General features: G+C 49.7%; 21 protein-coding genes. 8 read left to right on the forward strand and 13 right to left on the reverse strand.

The genetic code is table 11. The features are described from left to right. Positions 1-67: 67 nt before the first annotated feature. Positions 68-643: a DUF4136 domain-containing protein gene (locus tag IEY24_RS28470; RefSeq protein ID WP_188938676.1), complete on the reverse strand. Its 576-nt coding sequence runs from the start codon at positions 641-643 to the stop codon at positions 68-70. A 91-nt stretch (positions 644-734) separates the two neighbouring features. Next, positions 735-1,769: a 3-dehydroquinate synthase gene (aroB, locus tag IEY24_RS28475; RefSeq protein WP_188938677.1), complete on the reverse strand. Its 1,035-nt coding sequence runs from the start codon at positions 1,767-1,769 to the stop codon at positions 735-737. Between the two features lie 278 nt (positions 1,770-2,047). On the opposite strand from aroB, the gene IEY24_RS28480 reads away from it, so the two are divergent. After that, entirely contained in the window at positions 2,048-3,106 is a 1,059-nt protein-coding gene (locus IEY24_RS28480) for a VOC family protein (protein ID WP_188938678.1), read from the forward strand. A gap of 106 nt (positions 3,107-3,212) precedes the next feature. Here the strand turns inward: IEY24_RS28480 and IEY24_RS28485 are convergent, their stop codons facing one another. After that, on the reverse strand, positions 3,213-4,217 hold the full coding sequence (locus tag IEY24_RS28485; protein WP_188938679.1) for a 1-acyl-sn-glycerol-3-phosphate acyltransferase: 1,005 nt from the start codon (positions 4,215-4,217) through the stop codon (positions 3,213-3,215). A gap of 135 nt (positions 4,218-4,352) precedes the next feature. Between IEY24_RS28485 and IEY24_RS28490 the strand changes: the two genes are divergently transcribed. After that, positions 4,353-5,393, forward strand: a complete 1,041-nt coding sequence (locus IEY24_RS28490; protein WP_188938680.1) for an aminoglycoside phosphotransferase/kinase family protein — start codon at positions 4,353-4,355, stop codon at positions 5,391-5,393. A 43-nt stretch (positions 5,394-5,436) separates the two neighbouring features. Continuing rightward, complete coding sequence (locus IEY24_RS28495) at positions 5,437-6,285, forward strand: TIGR01459 family HAD-type hydrolase (protein ID WP_188938681.1); 849 nt, start codon at positions 5,437-5,439, stop codon at positions 6,283-6,285. A gap of 2 nt (positions 6,286-6,287) precedes the next feature. Here the strand turns inward: IEY24_RS28495 and IEY24_RS28500 are convergent, their stop codons facing one another. The 3 genes from IEY24_RS28500 to IEY24_RS28510 all read right to left on the reverse strand — a co-directional run bounded on the left by IEY24_RS28500 (position 6,288) and on the right by IEY24_RS28510 (position 10,413). After that, entirely contained in the window at positions 6,288-8,945 is a 2,658-nt protein-coding gene (locus IEY24_RS28500; protein WP_188938682.1) for an ABC transporter permease, read from the reverse strand. Further along, a complete protein-coding gene (locus tag IEY24_RS28505) occupies positions 8,942-9,280 on the reverse strand; it encodes a PadR family transcriptional regulator (protein ID WP_188938683.1) in 339 nt (112 codons plus the stop codon). Before IEY24_RS28505 ends, IEY24_RS28500 begins: the two co-directional genes overlap by 4 nt. Positions 9,281-9,402: 122 nt before the next feature. Next, a complete protein-coding gene (locus IEY24_RS28510) occupies positions 9,403-10,413 on the reverse strand; it encodes an N-acetylmuramoyl-L-alanine amidase family protein (protein ID WP_188938684.1) in 1,011 nt (336 codons plus the stop codon). Positions 10,414-10,546: 133 nt separating this feature from the next. Here IEY24_RS28510 and IEY24_RS28515 point away from each other — a divergent pair, with 133 nt between their 5' ends. Together IEY24_RS28515 and IEY24_RS28520 are read left to right on the forward strand one after the other, a co-directional pair. Beyond that, positions 10,547-12,088, forward strand: a complete 1,542-nt coding sequence (locus IEY24_RS28515) for a YifB family Mg chelatase-like AAA ATPase (RefSeq protein ID WP_188938685.1) — start codon at positions 10,547-10,549, stop codon at positions 12,086-12,088. A gap of 126 nt (positions 12,089-12,214) precedes the next feature. Beyond that, entirely contained in the window at positions 12,215-12,526 is a 312-nt protein-coding gene (locus tag IEY24_RS28520) for a Uma2 family endonuclease (RefSeq protein ID WP_188938686.1), read from the forward strand. Positions 12,527-12,534: 8 nt separating this feature from the next. Here the strand turns inward: IEY24_RS28520 and IEY24_RS28525 are convergent, their stop codons facing one another. The 3 genes from IEY24_RS28525 to IEY24_RS28535 all read right to left on the reverse strand — a co-directional run bounded on the left by IEY24_RS28525 (position 12,535) and on the right by IEY24_RS28535 (position 15,459). Beyond that, a complete protein-coding gene (locus tag IEY24_RS28525) occupies positions 12,535-13,353 on the reverse strand; it encodes a hypothetical protein (RefSeq protein WP_188938687.1) in 819 nt (272 codons plus the stop codon). A 144-nt stretch (positions 13,354-13,497) separates the two neighbouring features. Beyond that, the gene (locus IEY24_RS28530; protein WP_090385140.1) at positions 13,498-14,328 is read right to left on the reverse strand and encodes an enoyl-ACP reductase FabI; all 831 of its coding nucleotides are present in this window, start codon (positions 14,326-14,328) and stop codon (positions 13,498-13,500) included. A 111-nt stretch (positions 14,329-14,439) separates the two neighbouring features. Then, on the reverse strand, positions 14,440-15,459 hold the full coding sequence (locus IEY24_RS28535) for an alpha/beta hydrolase (protein ID WP_188938688.1): 1,020 nt from the start codon (positions 15,457-15,459) through the stop codon (positions 14,440-14,442). 173 nt (positions 15,460-15,632) lie between these two features. Here IEY24_RS28535 and IEY24_RS28540 point away from each other — a divergent pair, with 173 nt between their 5' ends. From IEY24_RS28540 to IEY24_RS28550, 3 genes are all read left to right on the forward strand, one after another. Beyond that, positions 15,633-16,319, forward strand: a complete 687-nt coding sequence (locus IEY24_RS28540) for a response regulator transcription factor (RefSeq protein WP_188938689.1) — start codon at positions 15,633-15,635, stop codon at positions 16,317-16,319. 174 nt (positions 16,320-16,493) lie between these two features. Next, positions 16,494-17,477: a porphobilinogen synthase gene (gene hemB, locus IEY24_RS28545; protein WP_188938690.1), complete on the forward strand. Its 984-nt coding sequence runs from the start codon at positions 16,494-16,496 to the stop codon at positions 17,475-17,477. An 89-nt stretch (positions 17,478-17,566) separates the two neighbouring features. Next, entirely contained in the window at positions 17,567-19,087 is a 1,521-nt protein-coding gene (locus IEY24_RS28550; RefSeq protein WP_188938691.1) for a M28 family peptidase, read from the forward strand. 51 nt (positions 19,088-19,138) lie between these two features. Here IEY24_RS28550 and IEY24_RS28555 read toward each other — a convergent pair whose 3' ends face one another. The 4 genes from IEY24_RS28555 to IEY24_RS28570 are packed head-to-tail and all read right to left on the reverse strand — an operon-like array spanning position 19,139 to position 23,168. Beyond that, complete coding sequence (locus IEY24_RS28555; RefSeq protein ID WP_188938692.1) at positions 19,139-19,885, reverse strand: hypothetical protein; 747 nt, start codon at positions 19,883-19,885, stop codon at positions 19,139-19,141. Continuing rightward, a complete protein-coding gene (locus tag IEY24_RS28560) occupies positions 19,885-22,065 on the reverse strand; it encodes a S9 family peptidase (protein ID WP_188938693.1) in 2,181 nt (726 codons plus the stop codon). Before IEY24_RS28560 ends, IEY24_RS28555 begins: the two co-directional genes overlap by 1 nt. A gap of 55 nt (positions 22,066-22,120) precedes the next feature. Beyond that, positions 22,121-22,303 (reverse strand): type II toxin-antitoxin system antitoxin, encoded by a 183-nt coding sequence (locus IEY24_RS28565; RefSeq protein ID WP_188938694.1) that lies wholly within the window; start codon positions 22,301-22,303, stop codon positions 22,121-22,123. Position 22,304: 1 nt separating this feature from the next. Then, positions 22,305-23,168: an SPFH domain-containing protein gene (locus IEY24_RS28570; protein ID WP_188938695.1), complete on the reverse strand. Its 864-nt coding sequence runs from the start codon at positions 23,166-23,168 to the stop codon at positions 22,305-22,307. Positions 23,169-23,236: the final 68 nt, after the last annotated feature.

Genomic DNA, 23,236 nt, shown 5'->3' on the forward strand with positions numbered 1-23,236 from the left:
CGATCTTGCCAACCTCCGGGCTGGCAAAACCTATGTCGCCGATCTCCTGATCGGCCTTACAATATCGTTATCTACCAACCTGCTCGCTGTATCGCCGGGGGTCATAACCTTTCGCAAACAGCGGATATTGGTCAAAAATGCGCCTTACAACGCTCCGGTAATGGTTATTGGAACTTTCCGTTCCTTTGAATATCCCGGAAGCATAGCCCCTCCAAACCACCTGGTCACTTTCGGCATCAATCAATGAAACGATCAATGTGCCCTTATCGAGCGCGTATTTGATCGGCTCGTAGCGGAACCCTTCATTCTCCGTATCTACCCAGTTTTTGATTACCGGCTGCATATAGCCCTGGTAACGCAGGTTATCATAGAAAATACCGTAATTCACCAGCAGCGTGGGTTTCTCGGCGGTGAGCTTGTAGCCCCTTACCTGCATCTGACGACGGATCGCCTCGTAAATTTCGGTGCAAAGATTGTTGGTATCCCTCTCACATTCCAGAAACGTATAGGAAGAGTAATCTTTAAAATTGGTTTCGTAGCTGTAATCATGCTCCACAAACACTTTCCGGCCACTGGAACACCCTGCAATCACGACTACTAGCAGTAAAGCGGCATAAGTAAAAATAGACCTCAGCATAAGCATTTAAATTTGTCAGGTTGTGAATTAAGATATATCAAGAATGTATTTCAAATACTCCTTTTACACTACCAATAGCTTATGCCGACCTGTAAATCTATCCCAAATAATAAGCTATTGATCTGCGCATTTCTGCTGCCGTTACTACAATATCAAAGGCACATTGCCCGGCTCCACTCAGCAATGAAAACCTGATTTCCTTTCCCTTATTCTTCTTGTCCTGGCGCGTGAGCGCGATAATTTCTTCAATATCCTCCGGTTTGATCCTCACTTTCCCATAGGTTGCAAACAGGAACTCTTCAATGTCCGTCAGCGTCTGCTGGTCGATCATCTTCCGCTTGAACGACAGGTACGCTTCCATGATCATGCCCACCGCTATCGCCTCTCCGTGGAAGAGGCGCTGGTTCGCGGGTTTACTTAAAAAGCACGTCTCGACCGCGTGTCCAAGTGTATGCCCGAAATTCAATATCTTCCGCAAACCCTTCTCCGTCGGGTCCTGATCCACGACCTGCTGCTTAATCTTCACCGAATGCGCGATCAGGTCCGGCCAGTTCTGCTGTTCAAAGTCCCTTTCCCGGATTTCATTCCATTTCGCACCGTCGGCGATCAGGCAATGCTTGATGATTTCCGCAAACCCCGACCGTATTTCCCGTTCCGGCAATGTTTTCAAAAACACCGGGTCGATCAGCACGCTTTTCGGGATGTTGAAAACGCCCAAATGGTTTTTGAAACCCTGAAAATCAATTCCCAACTTCCCACCCACACTTGCATCCACCTGTGAAAGCAAAGTCGTGGGCACCTGAATAAAATCTATTCCACGCTTGTACACCGCAGCGCAAAAACCACCCATGTCGCCGATCACCCCGCCGCCTACATTGATCACCAATGCATGCCTGTCGAGCTCCTCCTTTGTCATGGCTTCCCAGATTATTCCGCAAGTCGCCAACGTCTTATGCGCCTCGCCGCTGGGAACGGTTATAACACTATGCTTCGGCAGAAATGCCTTCAATATGGGGTAACAATGCCTTTTGGTGTTGTTATCGGCTATTACTACGATTTTTGAATACTGTTTTAAACTCAAAAAATCCGGTAAGCTCTCGCCTATCGGTGCAATTATTACTGACTGGTTCATTCTAGACTATCATTGAGACGGGCTCATCACAGATACGATGAGTGCAACCAAATGGATGCGTTGATTTCCAGTATTTTAAAATAAAATTTTGGAAAACCATTTTAAAGATAGCAATTATTATGCTTATCAAATAATCATTTAGTTTTTGTATCCCGAGAAATTTTTCCACAGGTCGCATTCCCAGTTCAAATGTCTGTGTCACGGTTCGTTTGCTTTTTATTTTGTAAAATTGCCGCTTCTTAAAGATTATCCACCTTATCCTCATATAATCTCAACAAATGAGTGCTCCGCTGATCTCTGGAATTCAACAGGTAGGAATTGGTTGCCAGAACGTACCCGACACCTGGAAATGGTACCGGCAGGTGCTGGGTTTCGACGTACCTGTTTTCGATGAAAAAGCGGAAGCTCCGCTCATGACGCCCTATACCGGCGGCAAAGTCCATTCCCGGCAGGCTGCCCTGGCGATCAATATGGCTGGCGGCGGTGGGCTGGAGATATGGTCATTCACCAGCCGCCAATCACAACCGGCTAATTTCAAAGTCGAAATCGGCGACCTCGGCATTAATGCGATCCGTTTTAAAGCTCCGGATGTACAAAAGGCGCACGACTGGGTGAAAAGCCATTCCAAAGAAGCCACCGGCCCGCTCGTGAAGCTACCCGAAGGTGAAGGTTTCTGGGGAACCGATCCTTACGGCAATACCTTCCAAATCACCAGCGATGCCACCTGGTTTCAGACCAAGGGCAAAAATGTAGGCGGCGTTGCCGGCGTCGTGATCGGCGTGTCGGACATCGATAGGGCAGTAGCTTTCTACCAAAAGCTGCTCCAACCCCTGAATGTTGTTTACGATAAAACCGGTGTTTTCGAGGACCTGCCGACCTCCATTCCCGGCCAGCGCTTCCGCAGAATGCTGCTACGTAAAAATTTCACTCCCGACGGCGCATTCAGCCGCCTGCTTGGCGACGTGCAAATCGAGCTCGTGCAAGCGCTCGACCGCACGCCTAAAAAAATATTCGAAAACCGTTACTGGGGTGATTGCGGCTACATCCACCTGTGCTTCGACACGCTGGATATGGACACATTAAAAACCAAGCTGCAAGCGCAAGGCTACCCATTCACGATCGATAGCGAGAGCTCGTTCGGTATGGAAAATGCTGCCGGCCGTTTCGCCTACCTCGAGGATCCTGACGGAACATTGATCGAACTCGTGGAAACCCATAAAGTGCCTATTCTGAAAAAGCTTGGCTGGTTTATGGATTTACAGAAACGCGGGCTGAGGAAACCTTTGCCGAACTGGATGTTGAAGGCAATGGGACTAGGGAAGGTGAAAGACAAATAGTACCATTTGCTTCCTTATTAAATGCTATTTTAAAGGAATTAACCATGCAATTTTGCAAGTCAAGTGCAAATTTGTATGGTTAATTCCTTTTAGGTCGACTCAAAATCTAGTACTTGCTCCCCACCCAGGCCAGTAACGGCAACCCCACAAACAGCCCCAGTCCAATCTGCCAACCAGCAAACACAGCAACAATAATCGAAAGCAGCGCAACAATCACCGGATACAAATACAGCAACATTCCAAATAGTACCGAATCATAGAAAACAGATCTGGCGGTCAGTTTCGCGGCCTTTTTTTCGAAGAAGGAATATAGCGGCAGGTGAATCACGCGACCGATCCAGCCTAATGCTCCAAGTAACGGGTTACTTTTCGCTTTTGGTGTTGCGCATTTGTCGAAAAACGCGTTCAGTTGTCGCTGCTGCTCGGCTTTCGGTAAGTCGGCCGGGATCGTGAGGATTTCCGCGTTCATTTTACGGTCGAGAATATCGTTAAATTCCCGGAGCCATTTTTCGTATTCCAGCGGGCTGGTTTCAATGTCGTCCGCGGCAATGGCTTCGCCGAAATTGAGCAAAACGCGTTTCCCGGGGCCGTGGAAGTTTTCGTAGTTCAGGCCGGTGGGGATTACTTTCATGCTTTGGAGTGCGTCGTCGCCGTACCAGATTTTATAGGCCATCCGCGCAGTGCCTTTGCCGAGCGGGCGCAACCGCCATTCATTTACACAAATCCCCTCTGAAAATACGACCACCGCATCACCCTGTTTCAGGGCATCGTGACTTTCCTGGGCCGTAACATCATGGTTTTTAACATATTGACGACCTTCCGAGCCACGGAAAACCGGTATCAGGTTGATTTGCCTCAGCCAGAAAGCGGCCGCCTTCTTCCGGAAAACGTCCCCGCGCGTGAGCGTATGAATCGGCTGTTCGAGTACCGAACCGATCACAACAGCGTCAAAAAAAGAATCGGGATGATTGGACGCGAGCAGCAACGGCGCACCCTTGGGCAATTTATCGAAATTGGAGACGCAAAGTTTTCTGAGATAAATAGGCAATGCCAGACGAACCAGAAAGCGAGAGAAATAGTAAAACAAGGTATCAGTAGTAAGTTTTTGCAAAATTATGCGATTATTTTTTTATTCAATCCTTACAGCCAGGGTATTCTGCTCCGGCTAGTTTGCTACCTTTGGTGCCACTTATGAACGCTCCGGAGCGTTGTATCGACATCTATAAAGCTAATTGCGAGATCAGGAATGCGTTTAAAAGATTATCCCGAAATTATCCGAAAAGCCTGGGCAGGGTTTGATAATTCCATCGGGGTCAAGTTTGTAGAGGATATCAGTGCCAAAGTTTCGACCAACCACGTTTTCCGGGTCACGCTCGACAATGACGATATCGTGGTTGCGAAACTTTCCTATTTTGGAAAATATGAACATTTTAAGGAGGATCACCGGATCATCCAGGCTCTTTCCAACAATTTGCTTTATCCGTTCGAGAATGTCCTTGCAAAGTCGCTCGTAAAGAACAACCAGGTTTATACTTATCGTTATCAGGAGGATTTTGTCGATACGTGGGTCGTTTTTTACAATCCTATCCGCGCCATGAACCGTCTGCCACGGCGCCTGGAAGAAGAGCACATTCGCAAATTGGGCACCGAGACAGCGAAATTCCATCAGGCATGTTTCCGGGCGAGCAGGTCTATTCCAAAATCTTCCAAAAACCTCAGAACGGACATCCACCATTTGCTGGAAATACTGGAAACCGACACGGGTCAGTACGAGCACCGGGGATATATCAATATTCTCAAAAAGCAATGCGATATTTTCATGAAAAATATCCAGCGCCTGAATGTCAGCTCGTTCGATCTTATGCCCGTTTTTGTGGATTGGAACATCGGGAACTTCTCTGTAACCGACGATTTGAAGTTCTTTTCAAGATGGGATTACGACTGGTTCCGTGTCTCGTCTCGCGTGATGGATTTCTATTTTTTCAGCCGGGTATGCTCCAATGTTGGCGACCGCACGGTTTTCAGCTATCTTATCGGACCATTGATGGAAGACCGGTTTATCATGTTTCTTCAGGAATATCACAAAGTATATCCGCTTACAGAAAATGAGGTGCGCTTTATGAAAGAGGCCTACCGGTTTTTTATATTGAATTATGTGATTAAATACGGCAAATATTTCTTCCACCGCTCCTATTGCACCAAGTTGCAGCGTGAAGCTTACGAGTTGTATTTCCCGTCCATCGACGGCTTCGACGCCGACAAAATTTTGCGTGCCCTGAAAATCTAGTACTCCTCCTTTATTCAACTTCACTCCAAGACACCGCGACTGTATGATCCTCGATAACTTCAAATCCGTCATTTCGAAATACGATGTAATTTTCTTCGATGCATTTGGCGTGTTAAAAACCTATAACGGACTGATACCGGGCATCGAGAACACGTTTGCCTACCTGCGCGAACACGAAAAGGATTTTTATGTAGTTACCAATGACGCCTCACGGAGTCCGGAGCAACTTGCTCAGAGCTATGTAAACCTGGGTATCAACGACGTGACGCCGGACCGGATCATTTCGTCGGGCATGCTCGCACGCGAGTACCTGGACCTGAAAGTGAGAAAAGGGACGGTCGCTTACCTCGGCACTGAGAACTCGGCACATTATATCGAAACTTCGGATCTGAAAACGCTCTCCATCCGGGAACTGGACCTGGGAAATGTGAGTGATATCAATGCATTGGTGTTCCTGGACGACGAAGGTTTCGACTGGAATACAGATTTGACTAAAACGCTCAACCTCCTCCGTAAACGCAACATACCCGTAATCGTCGCCAATACGGATAGGACTTACCCGGCTTCCAAAAGTCGCGTTTCGTTCGCCATCGGGGCATTAGCCAAGATGATAGAGGATACGATCGGCCGGCAGTTCATCCGCTTCGGTAAGCCCGACCCGCAAATGTTTATTTTTGCCTACCAACACATCAAAAATCACCCGAATGTGAGCAAAACGGACATTCTCATGGTTGGCGATACTTTGAATACCGACATTCTCGGCGGCAACAAATTCGGTCTCGACACCGCGCTGGTGCTCACAGGTAACACGCAAGCGGAAGATGCAGAGGTACGTATCCGCGCTACCGGTATCATTCCGACTTACATTTGCGTATCAGCAGTAGTTGAATAGCGTTATTCGCTCCGCAAACTTAAAACCGGGTTGGTCCTCGCCGCCCGCATGGATTGAACGGAAATGGTCAGGATCGTGATCAGGGCTGTTACCCCGATGGTCAATGCGAAGATCCACCAGCCGACATCGATGCGGTAGGTATATCTTTGGAGCCAGTTGGACATCAGAAACCAGCCTAATGCCGCCGCGGGTACAAAACCTATTACCAGTAACCGCCCAAAATCCCTTCCGAACGTCCAGAGAACCTGGTTTTCGGTCGCGCCGAGCACTTTTCGCACACCGATCTCTTTCGACCGGGATTCGGCCATGAAAGTGACGAGACCGTACAGTCCGAGGCAGCCGATCAGGATCGCTATGGCGGAAAATACGCGGATTAGATCCAACAGTATTTGTTCGGTAGAATAAAAATCGTTGATTTTGTCTTCCAGGAAACCGGAATGGTAAACGTTCTCGGGAAACAATGCATTCCAGGCCTTTTCAATGCGGGGTAAAGTCACATCCATCGTGCCGGTTTGAAGCTTAATGGCTGTCATGGTATAAGCCGCAGGCTCGTTGATCACGACCGCAGGCTGTGCGGAATTGCTCAGCGGGTCCAGGTTAAAGTCCTTGATGACTCCGACAACCGTGCGTTCACGGTCCCAAAGCCGGATGTCCTTATTCAAAATATCCGTCGGCTTGCCAACGCCCAGCTGTTTCAGCATCGCCTGGTTTACCAATGCCTCCCGCCGTGAAGTATCCCCGGATTCCAGGTTCCGCCCTGCCAGCATTTTTAATCCAAAAACAGGCACATAATGGTCGTCCCCCATCCGCACGCGCACCTGGAATTTCTCTTTTTCCGTGCGGTGATCGAATGTGAACGGCTCGTCGGCATCCATTTGTGACATAGGCGGCTCCGCACCCAGCGCCACAGCCCGCACACCCGGTATTGTACCGAGCTGATTGGCCCAGGCATCGTTTCTCGCCGCATTACCTCCCGGAATGCCCACCATCAGAATGGCTTCCCGATCAAACCCGGGATCCGCCGTTTTCAAATGCTTTACCTGCGCCGACATCACGATCACACCTATGATGAAAAGCTGCGTGATGAAAAACTGCACGACCACCAGGCTCCTCCTTACCGAAAACCTTCCACCACGCTGAGCTCCCGGCTTGCCTTTCAAAGCGGCGACCGGATTGAAGCGGGCCAGCACGGCCGATGGATAAAGCCCCGCCAGCACGATCACCAGCACTACCAGGCTCCCAAACCACCACAATGCATTGTAATTCAATAAATTCAGCACGGAAATATCTGCTCGCAGCATCCACAATGCACCATTCAGCATCGGTAAGTTCAGCTGGGTGAGCAGCAATGCTATAACAAACGCCGCCCCGCACAGTATCGCCGTTTCCAGCATAAACTGCCCGATCAGCTGCGCCCGCGAACTGCCCATTGTTTTACGCACCCCCACTTCTTTCGACCGCCTGATCGCCTGGGCAGTGGCGAGGTTGATGAAATTCACACAGGCCGCAATCACCAGAAATAAGCCGACGACGATCAATGCATATAAAATAGGGCGTGGCGCCGGGCCAAAGCCGGGCATATGGAACATTTCGTGCAGCGGAATTGTCCGCATTTTGTATGTTCCTGCGTCTTTTGCATTGTATCGCTTCCGTGTGATTTCCGCCAGAGCCTGATCCAGCTGGGCAACTCCGGCACCTTCTTTCAACGCCACCCAGCACATGGTAATGGGCTCACCCCAGGTTTGCATCATGCCCGGTTCGTTCCACAAGCCTGGCAGCGTGGAGTAAGAAATGAGCACATCGTACCGCAGCTGAGTATTCGAAGGCGGATTTTCGATAATACCAGTTACCGTAAGGTCCGTTTTGTTATCCAGCCGCAATATTTTGCCAATGGCCTGATCGGTGGCGAAATACTTTTCCGCATATTCCCTCGATAGCACCACGGTGTTTGGAGCGCTTAATGCCGCACGCTGGTCACCCGCTGCCCATTCAGAATCGAAGACTTTGAAATACTCCGGTTCGGTAAAACATATATTCCGGGATTCCTCAAATTTCTTTGACATGCCACCCTTCCCATCCGGGACACTCACCAACGCCCCGAATACATTGTTCAGTCGCACGGCACTTTCAACAAACGGATATTCATCGCGAAGAACCTGCCCGAGCGGCCTCGGTGTCACATCCGTCGGCTGCGGCTTATCGTTCACGATGTCGGTTACGACCCAGTAGGTGCGCTCCGATTTGGCGTGATACCGGTTAAAACTAAACAGATAACCGACCAGCAAAAAGATCACCAGTCCACTCGCAAGCCCTACCGAAAGGCCCAGAATGCTGACAATGCTGGTCGTACGATTGCGCCAAAGGTTCCGCAAGGCGATTTTGAAGTAGTTGTTGAACATGGCCAGGTATGGGGTCTGATGGTTCGAATTAGTCCGGGTTCTTAAAGCTTTCGACCAGCCTGCCCGCTCGAACCCGAACCGCAGGCGGAGGAAGCCTATTACATTCAGGGAATAGCGCCTGCTCGCCTCTTTCCGGCCAAAAGCCAGGTAATCGGCTAGAAACCGCTCATAGAGGTCGCCCTGTACTTCTTCCAGCAAATGAGGTGTGCATAGTAACCTAAGCAGGGCATCGGCCCAGCGGGGAGGACGAGGAGGATTCATATCGTGGTGGGTATTAAAGTGTCTGGTCCGATTGCATTCCAAAGCCGGTTACGCATTTCCTTGATCTCCGATAATGTTGCGCTACCCAGCGCGGTCACGACAAACAGCCGCTTGCGCCTGCCGCCACGCTCAGCCGTGGCTTCCCCCAGGTGCGATGCAAGCATTCCTTTTTCTTCCAACCGGTGCAATGCGGCATGCACAGCGCTGATGTTGGCCGAGCGGCCCGTCTGGTTTTGCAGCTCATCGGCAATGGCTACACCGTAGGCTTTCTCTTTAAGCACAGCCACCGTGAGCAGCACCAGTTCTTCAAATTCTCCCAGGTAAGTCCGTTTCATTACTTATATATTTCACTTTTGTAGATAAAATAATCATGCCAATTTGAAAGATACTTATATATCAATTAATTACATATAATATAAAACAATTTTTTTGTCCGCAACCGGACGACCGTAATCCGTTAACGAACAGCCGTTACGGCCAAAACAGGCACATAATACTCCCGAAAACGCTGGTCTTCCTGCCCCGCTTCGACAGCCTTGCCGAGCTTTCTTAACAACACTGCACGGTTCTGATGGCATTGGCCAGCCACATACGAGTCAGGAAACGACCGGGCCGACCGTGTGAAAAGTTCATATGATTCCCTGAGCAACGCGGTATCTTTTTTAGTCATAAATACTTTGCCTTCTTCGAAATCCTGCCGCCAGCGCTTCGCGATAGGCGTCATGCGCTCGGCTTCCTGAAAAACCTTGAATGCGGGAATGACGGGTACTTTTGAATTTTTAGCGGCAATCGGAGCGAGAGGCTTTGCGAAGAATGCGACTATCGCCTCGGCATAGGCAAGGGCTTCTTTCTCGTTATTTCCAGGTTGTTTCAGACGTTGCTCTTCGGAGGGATTTGTGAAGAATGATGCTTCTGCCAAAAGTGCCGGTATTCCGTAGGTATTTCTGAGCACCGATGCCCCGGCATCCGCGAAAATTGTAAAGTCCGAAACCAGTGAAACAGGGGTATTCGGTTTATGTAGATGTTTAAGTAAACTGGCTGCCAGCTCCTTTCCAAAATCTACGCTCGCAACATTCTCCGACATATTACCGTGAAAATAAATGATTGGAAAATTAACTGACGAATCAGCAGTCGCATTATGATGGATCGATACAAAAAGGTCCGCCTTACGGTCTTTGGCAAGTTTCGAGCGGTCGATCAATGGTACCTCGACATCTTCGACCCGTGTCATTATCACCCTCGCCCCTTTTTTTTCCAGCATTTTTTGCAACAACAACCCAACACGGAGGTTGATCCATTCCTCCCGCTCACCTCCGGGGCCGACACGGTAACTATCCGTAGCAGCCGTACCTCCGTGACCGGGATCGATGCAAATAATCTTCCTTTTCAACGGCTTGCGCCTGGACTGCGCTACGGTAATTGAAACGATACCTACGAAAAAAAACAGGGTCAGGAGAATGCGGTTCATGGGGTTTTATATAATGGATTCATAAATTAGGAATGATCAGGCGGTTACGCAAGCCTTCCCGACGGTTTCCCTGCTTTACCCTTTTTCCTGCTATTTTTACAAAAATCTTTCTACTTACTCAAAGCACACACTTATGCTTGCTAAAACCTTCGGAAGCGCCGTTTTCGGTGTCGATGCAACGATCATTACCATTGAAGTCAATGTGGGCCAGGGCCTGGGATTCTACATGGTCGGCTTGGCGGACAGCGCTGTCAAAGAAAGCCAGCAGCGGGTAGAAGCCTCATTGAAACACTTTGGCTACAAAATGCCGCGCCAGAAACTGGTCGTCAACCTTGCACCTGCCGATATTCGTAAGGAAGGTTCGGCTTATGACCTGCCCATTGCCATTTGCACGTTGCAATGCTCCGATCAGCTGGCCTGCGTGCGCAATACCGAAGACTATATCATTCTGGGCGAACTTTCCCTCGACGGTATCCTCAGACCGATCAAAGGCGTCCTTCCGATTGCGATTGAAGCGCGCAAACAGGGCTTCAAGGGAATTGTATTGCCTGCCGAAAATGCGTCCGAAGCTGCCATTGTCAATAACCTCGACGTGATCGCCGTCGAAACATTAGCGGATGCGATCGGATTTTTCAAAGGTACCAAAGATATTGAGCCGCTTATCGTAGATACCCGTGACCTCTTTTTCACGTCCCAGAACGACTACGAAGCCGATTTCGAGCATGTGCAGGGACAGGAAAACATCAAACGTGCGCTGGAAATCAGTGCTGCGGGAGGGCACAACGCCATCATGATCGGTCCGCCGGGGTCAGGCAAAACCATGCTCGCCAAGCGCATTCCAGGCATATTGCCGCCGCTGACCCTTCCGGAAGCATTGGAAACGACCAAAATCCATTCAGTAGCGGGCAAATTGGGAAAGGAGGCTACATTGGTATCACGCCGTCCGTTCCGCTCGCCGCACCATTCTATCAGCGACGTCGCATTGGTTGGTGGCGGAAGCTATCCACAGCCCGGTGAAATATCTTTGGCGCATAATGGCGTGCTGTTCCTGGACGAGCTGCCGGAGTTCAAAAGATCGGTACTGGAAGTAATGCGGCAGCCATTGGAAGAGCGGAAAGTGGGTATTTCAAGGGCGAAAATGGCAGTTGAGTTCCCCGCCAACTTTATGCTGATTGCCAGCATGAACCCTTGCCCATGCGGCTATTATAACCATCCCGACAAGGATTGTGTTTGTGGCCCGGGCGTGGTTCAGAAATACCTCAACAAAATCAGCGGCCCGCTCCTCGACCGCATCGACCTGCACGTAGAAGTGACACCTGTTTCCTTCGACCAAATCTCCTCCACCCGCAAGTCAGAAAGTAGCGGGCAAATCCGCGAGCGCGTAATACTCGCCCGCGAGCGCCAGACCGAGCGCTTTAAAAACCACAAGGAAATATACTCTAATGCGATGATGACACCCGAAATGGTAAAGCAGATCTGCATTATCGAAGATTCCGGCAAAATACTCCTCCGCAAAGCGATGGAACGCCTGGGCCTCTCCGCCCGCGCATACGACCGCATCCTCAAAGTATCCCGCACCATCGCCGACCTGGCCGATAGCGATGATATTAAGGTCGAACATCTGGCGGAAGCGATTCAATACCGGAGCCTGGACCGGGAGAATTGGGCCGGATGAAGTACCCAAAATCTATCTTTTCACCCTAAACTTTGTTAAATTTAGAAACACTACAATTGACAAAAGAGATGAGTAGCCGCATTTTTTCGGAGATTATGAATTTGCTTTTTTCGCAAAGAGAAGTCCATGATGTTTACAGCTGACCAGACTCTTTTCCCCACACCTGATCTGGTTGTGGAAGTGCTCTCAACATCAACTGAAGCCCGCGACCGTGGCGTAAAGTTTGATGATTACCAGGCACACGGAATTGAGGAATATTGGATCATTGATCCGGAAAACGAAACACTTGAACAGTATCACCTCATCGATGAAGAGTATAAGTTGATTCTTAAGGCTCCAAACATTGACGTATCAAGTTTCACAGTAGCAGGCTTCCAGATCCCCATCCGTGCCATCTTCGACGATACCGAGAACCTGAAAGCCATTCAAAATCTATAATATCCTACTCAAAGTTCCTCTACACTCACCCCGCCCAGTTCCTGAAACAGCGTCTGCCAGTAATGCGTCACGTGCGGGTTATTCTCTTTGCTTGAAGCAGTTGGTTCAAATGGCGACACGATCGTAACCTGCGGTGAGCCGATTGCGTAACGGTCCAGCTTTTTCGTATCTGCTTTGGCATCCGTTTCGGCTTCCGCGTCGCTTTTCGGTGGATTGGTGTGGAAATCGCGGCGGTCGGCGCCTTTGACGCTTTCGACCATATCACTGAAATAATACACTTTTACTTCGGAGCCGCTCTCGCCGGCTTTCGCGATTACAGGCAAGCTTGCCCAAATATCGGTCGAGAGGTTGGATGCGCCTGTATTTTGCTGATTGAGCTTGGCGAGCAGCTGGCGCAGGTAAATGCTCTTTTCCTTTTGTAATGTCAGCTGGAATGCCGTTTCGATGCCTTCGCGGTCGGTTGCATTCGCGCCTTCGAGGTTATCGCGTTCGCTGCGAACGGTGAGGGATAATGCACGGGCTTTCGAGGTGTTTTCATGGATGAAATACACTTCCAGTTTATCGCCCTTATTCTTCATATTCTGTTCTACAATGTCCGTCAACGCCTGCCGGTACTTGTCATTCACATAGCGCTTATCGACATGCACGCTTTGTGTTTTATCCAGAAACACCAGTGTGTAGACCGGCGCGTCGGGTACGGCTTGTTGCTGGGTTGCTTCTTTTTCGCCTCCGCATGAAAGTAAAGTGAGGAACATGGCTGCGAACAACAGGCGACTTGCCTGCTCCCCGAGTTTGCTGAAAAAGGGGTGATGAGTCTGCTGATTCATAAATGGAATTTATTTGGCTAAACTAATTGGTTCTTCAAACATTACACAACGCCAAACGGTGTGTATACGCATTTATTTTAATACAAAAAGGAAACCCTTCAAAACGCGTGCCTTGAAGGGTTTCCTTAAATGCTTAACCAATGTTTATTGCTGCGCCTGTGCCTGCTGCTGGATCATCGTTACGAGCTCTTCGGAAATACCGGTAGAAGAATAACCGCCATCGTGGTACAGGTTCTGCATGGTCACGAAACGGGTCAGGTCGGAGAAGAGTGTGATCGCGTAATTGGCGCAATCATCTGCCGAAGCATTGCCCAGCGGGCTCATTTTTTCTGCGAAATCATAGAATGCGTCGAATCCTTCGATTCCCGAGCCGGCCTTTGTTTTAGTAGGCGACTGCGAGATTGTGTTCACCCGCACATTTTTGGCTTTTCCGTAACGGTAACCATAGCTGCGCGCAATGCTTTCGAGCATGGCTTTCGCTTCGGCCATATCATTATAGAACGAGTAGGTGCGTTGCGCCGCAATGTAGGATAATGCCACAACCGATCCCCAATCGTTGATCGCGTCGAGTTTTTCCGCCACCTGCAAAAATTTGTGCAGCGAAAGTGCCGAAATATCCACGCCTTTCTGGAACCAGTCGTAATTCAGATCGCCGTAGGACTTACCCTTGCGCACGTTCAGCGACATGCCGATCGAGTGCAATACGAAGTCGATCTTGCCGCCGAGGATCTCGGTCGATTTGGTAAAAAGGTTTTCGATATCTTCCAGGGAGGTAGCATCGGCAGGGATAATCTCGGCGTCGCATTGCTTCGCCAGATCATTGATAGCACCCATACGCATCGCGATAGGCGCGTTGGTAAGGACAAACGTGGCACCTTCTTCCTTCGCTTTCAGCGCTACTTTCCAGGCAATGGAGTTTTCGTCCAATGCTCCCGATATGATTCCTCTTTTTCCTTTTAATAAACCGTAAGCCATGTTTCCTTTTATTGTTAATTAATTCGGATGTCCGTTCAAAGCGGCAAAGTAAAGCATTTTTAGCGGCTTAAACCACAATATGCCGTGCCAGGATGCCTTTTGGATACTCGTTCAAGGCTGAGCGACAGGCTTTTCTACTGGTTTCAGATGCAGCTTTTCCTGAAAAAACCGATCTGTGGCCTCGTACACGCTCTTTACGTCTTTCGATCGCAGGCGAGAGCCGATCACGTGGTCGCCAGTCTCGGGAAATGCCTTTTCCTCTTTCAGCTCCGCAGCCGTTCCCAGCCCTTCAAACATTTTCCGGATTGCCTTCACGGACACCACCTTATCCTGCTCCTCTTCATTTTTATAATAATACCCCACAAAAACCGGCATTTTCACCTCCGCATAAACCTCCGGCCGTGCAATGGCGTCGATCATCTGCTGCAATGTCGTGAGCCCATTGGTATGATACCCCTGTAACCAGAACTGCGCCTGCGCCGGAATGGAATCCCTGCCCATATTATGGGTACCCATTGCCTTATGCAAAATCTGCTGGCCCCACGGACCGGTTACGAGTTTCATCGCTGGGTTTGCAATGGCCATGCAAGGCGAATAAAGGATCAGCCCCTTTATTTCCGGATGGGTAGCCGCCAGGTACACCGACATTAGCCCTCCCGCGGAAGTTCCGATCACGATCACACTGTCGCCCAGCACCTTACCGATCGCCAATGCCCTCTTGGCTCCGGCCAGGAAGTTCTGAGGCGTCAGATCGTCGAATGCATTGGTGTCGGCTATACCGGCATCGTGCATACGCGAAAGGTAAAGGTTGGCCCCATATTTTTTTGCGAGGTCTTTGTGTACCGGATCCCCCTCGGCCCAGCTTGCGCCGAAACCGTGAATGTATACGATGCTGTAAGTTGTTTTCTGCTTCAAACTATCATTAGCCCATACAATGCGTGCCTCATTGTCCGGTTTCAGGAGCGGCGTAGCTTTTTCGGTACGGTTCACCTCTTCTTCCAGCTTCACAAGGTCGCTGGTAACGGTGGGCAAAACCGGCGTAAGGCGTGCTTCCGGCACTTTTGGCCCGGATAGGTAAACCACACCGAGGATCACGAGGATCGCAGCGACCCATAGGATGAATTTTAACATTTTTTATGAGTTATGAAGGTTTCACAGATACGAAAGATCGCTAGTTTTATCGGGTTAATTTACGCAGGATGTAACCATTCAGCAATTTTTCCTGAATTCTGTTATTCATTGGCCAATTCACACCTTGGTCAGATATTGTATCTTGCACACCTAACCGATTTACCTTTTTCTAAATGCCCAATCTCTTACTCGTTGAAGATGACGCCAACCTGGGAATGCTTCTTCAGGAATATCTGACCGATAAAGGCTTCCCTACCGACCTTGCTACTGATGGACAAAAGGGATGGCAGCATTTTGTGGATAAAGAATACGATTTGTGCATTTTCGACGTGATGATGCCCAAAAAAGATGGCTTTTCGCTGGCGAAAGAGGTGCGGATGAGCGGGCGGGATGTGCCTATTATTTTTCTAACGGCGAAGTCGATGAAGGAGGACACGATGCAGGGATTTCGTGTCGGGGCGGACGATTACGTTACCAAGCCTTTCGACCGCGAAGAATTGCTCATGCGTATCCAGGCTATTTTAAGGCGCTACACACGGCAATCCGATCAGCAGGAAGAGATAAAAGTATTTCGGATTGGCCAATACACCTTTGACTATAATCACCAGCAATTAGCAATCGGCGACCATTCCGCCCGCCTCACGAGCAAAGAATCGGAGTTGCTCCGGTTGTTTTGCCAAAATCTCAATCAGCCTATCAGCCGCAGCTTCGCATTGAAAACCATTTGGGGAGACGACTCCTATTTCAATGCGAGAAGCATGGATGTTTACATTACCAAACTGCGCAAATACCTCCGTGAAGACCCTTCGATCCAGATCATGAATTTGCACGGCGAGGGCTTCAAGTTGATGGTTGGGTAAAAGGGAGGAAGGAGGAAAGGGAGGATGGACGAAAAGGAAAGCGATGACGAGTTGCAAAAAGCGGGCGGTTTGGGAAACTCTCACTTTCTTTGCGTCGTTTCCCTTTTAGTGTTTTTTGAAAAGCTTCAATAAAAAGGCCGACGGCCGAAAGCCGATCGCCGACTGCCCAATATCATGATTCAATTATCCCGTCGTCCCCGACGCAATAGAAAATCCGCAGGTGTGCGTGACCTTGTGCAGGAAACCAATCTGCAGGTGTCCGATTTTATTTTTCCCATGTTTGTCGTGGATGGAACACGGCAGAAGTCGGAGGTGAAGTCGATGCCCGGTATTTATCGCTATTCACTGGACAACCTGCTCGAAGAGCTTAAAGAAGTTACCGACCTGGGTATCAGATCCATAGACCTTTTCCCCAATTATCCTGAAAGCAAAAAGGACCGTTTCGCAACGGAAAGCTATCAAGAAGATACTTTTTACCTGAAAGCCATTACGGCAGTTAAGGAGCAGTTTCCCGAACTCGTGATCATGACCGACGTGGCCATGGACCCGTACAGCTCCGACGGCCACGACGGCCTTGTAGAAAACGGCAGGATATTGAACGACGCCACGCTGGAAATCCTCGCCAATATGTCGCTCGCACAGGCCAAAGCCGGCGCCGACATCCTTGGCCCGAGCGATATGATGGACGGCCGCGTGGGTTACATCCGCCGGCATCTCGATGCGCATGGCTTTATGGATGTGAGCATCATGTCGTATTCTGCCAAATATGCCAGCGCATTTTACGGCCCGTTCCGCGATGCATTGGAATCGGCACCTAAGTTTGGGGATAAAAAGACTTACCAAATGAACCCTGCCAACAAGCGGGAAGCATTGCTCGAAGCGCAACTGGATTTTGAAGAAGGTGCCGATATGCTGATGGTGAAGCCTGCATTGTCGTACCTGGATATTATCCGCCTGCTCGACGAGAACTTCGATATTCCGATCGCTGCCTATAACGTTTCCGGTGAATATGCGATGGTGAAAGCCGCCGCGCAAAACGGCTGGCTCGATGGCGAGCGCGCGATGATGGAAGTGCTCACGAGCATCCGCCGCGCAGGCGCCAAATGCATCCTTACCTATTTCGCGAAAGAAGCGGCCGTGCTATTGAACAAACGGTAGCGAATTCCGATTGCTGTAACATACAATGTGGAGATGTCTGATTATCTTACATCTTCACATTTTCTTTTTAAAATCATCACAAAACAGTCATGAAACTACCTTTCCTCCTGCTACCGCTCGGACTGGCCCTCACGCTCCCCGCCGATGCGCAGAAAAAGACTTCTTCATTACCTGAATTTCAAATCAAAAAATCCGAAACCGAAGCGCATATCCGTTTCCTCGCGGGAGACGAGCTCATGGGCAGGCGTACGGGAGAGCAAGGCAACTTCGTAGCGGCCCGCTACATTGCCGAGCAATTTCGCAAACTGGGAGTTGTACCTGTTCCGGGCAATGCAGAAACGGGTACTTCCAGCTATTTCCAGCGGGTACCATTCGAAAAAATGGGTGCTAATGGCGCCGGTGAGATCGCCGCGGATGCGGAAATTATGAAAAGCGGCACGGACTGGATATTGATGGCGGGTGACGCTGTGGATTTGAAAGCGCCGCTCGTTTATGCCAGTTTTGGGCTGGAAAACGCGGCCAAAAGCTGGGACGATTATAAGGGGCTGGATGTAAAAGGAAAAATTGTATTGGTAGAAAGCGGAACACCGGAAACGCAGACGCCCTCCGAAATCATCGCTACTTCGACCGAAAAGCGCAAAATCGCCCAGGACAAGGGCGCTATTGCCGTTATAGAGCTTTTCAACGCGCCTATTCCCTGGAATACCGTAAGCAAGTTTTTTGCAGGAGAAAAAATATCCCTGGCGGAAGGTTCAGCTGCCAAATCGATCCCCCATGCCTGGGTGAACGGCAAGGAAGCCAAATTCGCTCGTGCATTGCGCGCCGTAAAAGAGGTTACTTTTAAAACTTCCGGAAGAGTTGCCAAGCCTGTTTACAGCTATAATGTGGCCGGCTACATTCCCGGTACCGACGCTAAATTGAAAGAAGAATACATCCTGCTCTCCGCGCACTATGACCACGTGGGCGTGGGCAAGCAAGGCGGGCAGACATACACGCCCGAGGACAGCATTTTCAACGGCGCACGCGACAATGCGTTTGGCGTAACAGCATTGCTCACCGCGGCAGAAGCATTGGCCAAAAACCCACCGAAACGATCGATTGTGATTGTGGCGCTGACTGGCGAAGAGGTAGGCTTGCTAGGCAGCAAATATTACGCGTCACATCCGATCATGCCTTTGAACAAATGCATTTTCAATATGAATTCCGACGGGGCAGGGTATAACGATACCACCATCGTTTCGGTCATGGGCCTCGACCGTACCGGCGCACGTGCGGAGATCGAAACCGCTTGCAAGGCATTCGGACTGGGCGTTTATGCTGACCCTTCCCCGGAACAAGGTCTTTTCGACCGGTCGGATAATGTGAGTTTCGCCAAAGAAGGTGTTCCCGCACCGACTTTCACGCCTGGTTTCAAAGAGTTCAATGGCGATATTATGAAGAACTACCACCAGGTAACCGACCATCCCGAAACCGTGGATTTCAACTACCTTCTGAAATTCAGCCAGGCTTACACTTACGCGACCCGGCTGATCGCCGACCGCAAAACGGCACCGCAATGGAGCGCAGGGGACAAATATGAACCGGCGGCTAAAAAGTTGTACGGAAAGTAATAAGTTTAACAGAAGTAAAAAGCCTTCCGGAGTAGTTCCGGAAGGCTTTTTCTATTTGGAATTGTAATATTGAATAAGGCTTGCTGCTTGCGTTTCATCTTTGAAGTCCGGATCGTGTTCTTTCAAATACCGGTCCATTTCCGGCTTCCTGTCTGCTAACAGCGGCAGAAGGCTCTTTTTATTCAAATTAACCTTTTGCACTCCTGAACCTGAAAGCAGGTAATAAGCTGTCGAAAGCCGAACAACCGTGTTCTTTTCACCTGTGCCAAAACTGGGGTTATAGTTCGGTCGGGTGATTTTTGGCTTATACACTTTCACAAGCGTAACCCTGCCTGAGGCAAGCACTGCTCCAAAACCCTTTGATTCTCCTTTCGGATCATTACTTGCCAGGTTTAGATACCTGACATCTCCGAGCTCATGACGAATCGTGAAACTTTTGATCTGGCTCCCGCGGATCACACGAATGTCCTTCTTCGCTTTATCGGCCAGTACTTCCAGTTCCTCGTTGAGAACATTGTAACGAATGCTGATCCCCGCAATTGAGTCCGATTCATGCCCGCCTATTTGCGCGACCGGCTTCATCAGTTTTACATCGCCATCATGCCAAAGTGAATCAATATAAAAATCGCCGACCACGCCAGACTGCTCCGCCGGCGACGTCCAAAAAACGCCAGATTTCGGAGCATCCAGCCCGGTGCCTGTATTAATTCCGACCTTCGTACCTTCGCTCAGCTGCGCGAGGCAGCCAAGCGGGAGTATTCCCGCCAGGCCTACTACGCAGAATATCTTTCCCAGCATTATCTCGCTCCCGGAGGGCAGTTCTTTCTCAAATAATCTGTAAACAGTGACTGTAAATGCCGCGAGGTACCTTCACCTTCCGAAATGCTGTGCGTCCGGTTGGGATAAGGCATAAACTGGAAGACCTTGTTAGCCCGGATCAACTCGTTAACAAGCATTTCTGCATTCTGGTAATGCACATTATCATCGCCGGTCCCGTGAATATACAGCAGATTTCCACGCAGATTTTTAGCGTAGGTAATCGGTGATCCCTTTACAAAATCCTCGCGGTTCTCCTGCGGAATGCCCATGTAGCGCTCCTGGTAAATGTTGTCGTAAGTGAGCTGATTGGCCACAGCAGCTACCGCAATCCCGGTCTTGAAATGCTGCGGATATTGAAATAGCAGGTTCAAAGTCGACGAACCGCCACCGCTCCATCCGTGTACTGCCACGCGACTGGTATCAATGAATGCAAATTGTTTGAACATGGCAGTAGCAGCACCGTCCATGTCTTTGATATTGATGCGGCCGATGTTACGGTAAATGGCCTTGCGCCATTTGGCACCTTTGGGCGACGGCGTGCCCCGGTTGTCGATGGAAGCGTAGATGTACCCGTCATCGGCCATACTGCCTGCGTACAAGCGGTTGCGGCCGGTCCCCCAAACGTCCTTCACAGTACTTCCGGCTGCTTCGCCATACACCATGAACACGATCGGGTATTTTTTGCCGGCATCGAAATTGGTAGGTTTCACCATCCATGCGTCGATTTCCACGCCTTCGTCGGTCTTTACTTTGAAAAACTCAATATTCGCTTTTGAGGAATTGATTTTGTCTTTTGATTGCGCAATGGAACTGTTTGGGTCTATCGAAACGTGCTTAGGGAAGGAAATCCATTCTACCAAAGGTGATGTTTTGGCATTTGAGAACTGGTGGCGACCAAATTTGGCAAGTGGCGAGATGTCGTAAGCATGCGTTCCTGCCTGATCGGCCGGGGTTATGCGTACAGGCGTTCCTTTGCCGTCCAGCGTGGTTTTGTACAAATAGCTCTGCGTCGCATTGTCAGGCGAGGCCATGAAATAATAGGTATTGTTCTTCTCGTCGATGCGGACGGGGTTGATCATGTCAAAATTGCCCGCAGTAATGAGTGTTTCCTTCTTTCCGTCTCGGCTCACGCGGTAAGTATGGCGCCAGCCGTCCTTCTCGCTTACCCACAAAAACTCCTTACCGCCATTGATCCAGTCCCAGCCCATCGGATCACTTTCCCAACGGCTTTTGATATCAATCCAGGCTTCGTCCTTTTCACTATAAAATGGTTTGGCACTCCCGTCGGTGGTATTGATGTACATCAATGTGCTCTCGTTCTGCTTGCGGTTCAATTGCTGGATCACGAGCTCGTTCGGCATTCCCGACCATTCCATGCGTGGAACGTAGGTATTCTGTGGGTCACCAGGGATGTTCATCCATTTGGTCTGGGCCGAAGCGATGTCCACCACACCGATTTTATACGGAGAAGGTGTTTCACCTACTTTCGGATATTCCACAGGCACATTGAATGAATAAATGGAATCCGTGGTATTGATCATCAAAAAGTTACGGATCTTGCGGGCATCGAGCTGCCAGTAGGCGATGGATTTACTGTCGTCGCTCCAACGGAAACCATCGCGGCAGTCGAATTCCTCTTCATATACCCAATCGAATGTACCATTGATCACGCGGTCGGTACCGTCGGTCGTCAATTGCTTGATCGAATTGCTTGTCAGGTCTTCAGCATATACATTATGCTTGCTCACATACGCGACCTTTTTGCCATCGGGCGAAAATTTAGCAAACATCAGCGACGACTCCGGCAAGCCTTTCCCGAGTTGTTTCAGGGTCTTGGCTGTCATATCGTACACCCAGTAATCGCCGCGGGTGTCATAGCGCCACACCCGTTTGGTATTGGTATAAACCAAAACCTTATCCCCGGCTTTGCTGATGGAATAGCTGCGGATAGTCAACGGCGCGCCCCCTTGCGGCGTGAGCTCCGCTGATGAAACAATGACTTTTTCCTGATTGGCGGGCAATGTTACCTCCACGATCTGGCCATCGCCGGCATCGCGGTAGCCGCTACCGTCGGGCAGCCATTGAAATGTGTCGGGAATCTGCGCAAAAAGCTGAAAGGAGAGGATTGTTAATGAAAGTGTCCTGATTATTTGCTTCATGTGAGCTTAAAAAAATTAGTACGACAACTATATAAGTGCAATTTTAACATTTTAATTAATCTTTTGCACCGTCCTCATCGTGTCCCTTTGATTTTGAGCGCCTTTGTTTTTTCAATGCCTCACTCAGCAAAAACTCGATCTGGCCGTTCAAACTGCGGAAATCCTGCTGTGCCCAGGTCTCGAGTTCCCGTAGCACATCAGGATTGATCCGCAAAACAAATGCTTTTTTCTCCGCCATATCATGGATACAAAGTTCCGGCGTTCAGAATCGGTGTCGCCGCTTTCTCACCGCACAAAACTACCAGCAAATTACTCACCATCGCCGCCTTACGCTCCTCGTCGAGCTGGACAATACCCTTCTCCGAAAGCATGGCCAAAGCCATATCCACCATTCCAACTGCCCCATTCACGATCTGGCGCCGCGCCGCCACTACTGCCGACGCTTGCTGGCGTTGCAGCATCGCACCCGCAATCTCGGGCGCATATGCCAGGTGACTTATCCGCGATTCGAGGACATCGATCCCCGCACGACTCAAACGTTCGGTCAGCTCGGCTTCGAGCATTTCGTTGATCTTCCCGCTGCCATCGCGCAGCGTCACCTCCTGGGTGCTCGCCTCTTCGTCTTCCATCGAATCATAAGCATATATCCCCGCCAAATGCCGCACGGCCGCTTCCGACTGGATTTCGACGTATTTCACATAGTCGTCCACTTCAAACGAGGATTTGGCCGTATCTCCCACGCGCCACACGACCACCGCCGCGATTTCGATCGGGTTACCTAGCTTGTCATTCACTTTCAGCTTTTGGCCGTTCAGGTTGCGGGCACGGAGGCTGATCTTTTTTCTGCGGAACAGCGGGTTTACCCAGCGCAACCCATTTTGCTTCATAGTACCCATGTAGTCGCCAAAAAAAGTGGTTACCACTGCTTCGTTCGGGTTAATGACCGTGAGTCCGATGAGAATGATAAATCCGGTTACCGCAATGACGATCCCCGTAACCGGACTACCGGTGGTTATAAAATACACAAAGCCACCAAAAAGCAGCGCCAGGCCTATCACAAACAGCAGATAGCCAGAGATTGAGCGTAATTCCTTTTCGATCATAGCTGGTTTAAATTGATATTAAATTAATATCACAATATTATCAAACTCCCTATAATTTCCTAAGCTAT

This window comes from Dyadobacter endophyticus (assembly GCF_014641595.1).
In the GTDB taxonomy this organism is placed as follows: domain Bacteria; phylum Bacteroidota; class Bacteroidia; order Cytophagales; family Spirosomataceae; genus Dyadobacter; species Dyadobacter endophyticus.

What these genes read in the sequence shown, in the direction of transcription:
- IEY24_RS28470 (WP_188938676.1), bottom strand. Translation starts at nt 643, where the DNA reads ATGCTTATGCTGAGGTCTATTTTTACTTATGCCGCTTTACTGCTAGTA.
- aroB (WP_188938677.1), bottom strand. Translation starts at nt 1,769, where the DNA reads ATGAACCAGTCAGTAATAATTGCACCGATAGGCGAGAGCTTACCGGAT.
- IEY24_RS28480 (WP_188938678.1), top strand. Translation starts at nt 2,048, where the DNA reads ATGAGTGCTCCGCTGATCTCTGGAATTCAACAGGTAGGAATTGGTTGC.
- IEY24_RS28490 (WP_188938680.1), top strand. Translation starts at nt 4,353, where the DNA reads ATGCGTTTAAAAGATTATCCCGAAATTATCCGAAAAGCCTGGGCAGGG.
- IEY24_RS28495 (WP_188938681.1), top strand. Translation starts at nt 5,437, where the DNA reads ATGATCCTCGATAACTTCAAATCCGTCATTTCGAAATACGATGTAATT.
- IEY24_RS28500 (WP_188938682.1), bottom strand. Translation starts at nt 8,945, where the DNA reads ATGAATCCTCCTCGTCCTCCCCGCTGGGCCGATGCCCTGCTTAGGTTA.
- IEY24_RS28505 (WP_188938683.1), bottom strand. Translation starts at nt 9,280, where the DNA reads ATGAAACGGACTTACCTGGGAGAATTTGAAGAACTGGTGCTGCTCACG.
- IEY24_RS28510 (WP_188938684.1), bottom strand. Translation starts at nt 10,413, where the DNA reads ATGAACCGCATTCTCCTGACCCTGTTTTTTTTCGTAGGTATCGTTTCA.
- IEY24_RS28515 (WP_188938685.1), top strand. Translation starts at nt 10,547, where the DNA reads ATGCTTGCTAAAACCTTCGGAAGCGCCGTTTTCGGTGTCGATGCAACG.
- IEY24_RS28520 (WP_188938686.1), top strand. Translation starts at nt 12,215, where the DNA reads ATGATGTTTACAGCTGACCAGACTCTTTTCCCCACACCTGATCTGGTT.
- IEY24_RS28525 (WP_188938687.1), bottom strand. Translation starts at nt 13,353, where the DNA reads ATGAATCAGCAGACTCATCACCCCTTTTTCAGCAAACTCGGGGAGCAG.
- IEY24_RS28530 (WP_090385140.1), bottom strand. Translation starts at nt 14,328, where the DNA reads ATGGCTTACGGTTTATTAAAAGGAAAAAGAGGAATCATATCGGGAGCA.
- IEY24_RS28535 (WP_188938688.1), bottom strand. Translation starts at nt 15,459, where the DNA reads ATGTTAAAATTCATCCTATGGGTCGCTGCGATCCTCGTGATCCTCGGT.
- IEY24_RS28540 (WP_188938689.1), top strand. Translation starts at nt 15,633, where the DNA reads ATGCCCAATCTCTTACTCGTTGAAGATGACGCCAACCTGGGAATGCTT.
- hemB (WP_188938690.1), top strand. Translation starts at nt 16,494, where the DNA reads ATGATTCAATTATCCCGTCGTCCCCGACGCAATAGAAAATCCGCAGGT.
- IEY24_RS28550 (WP_188938691.1), top strand. Translation starts at nt 17,567, where the DNA reads ATGAAACTACCTTTCCTCCTGCTACCGCTCGGACTGGCCCTCACGCTC.
- IEY24_RS28555 (WP_188938692.1), bottom strand. Translation starts at nt 19,885, where the DNA reads ATGCTGGGAAAGATATTCTGCGTAGTAGGCCTGGCGGGAATACTCCCG.
- IEY24_RS28560 (WP_188938693.1), bottom strand. Translation starts at nt 22,065, where the DNA reads ATGAAGCAAATAATCAGGACACTTTCATTAACAATCCTCTCCTTTCAG.
- IEY24_RS28565 (WP_188938694.1), bottom strand. Translation starts at nt 22,303, where the DNA reads ATGGCGGAGAAAAAAGCATTTGTTTTGCGGATCAATCCTGATGTGCTA.
- IEY24_RS28570 (WP_188938695.1), bottom strand. Translation starts at nt 23,168, where the DNA reads ATGATCGAAAAGGAATTACGCTCAATCTCTGGCTATCTGCTGTTTGTG.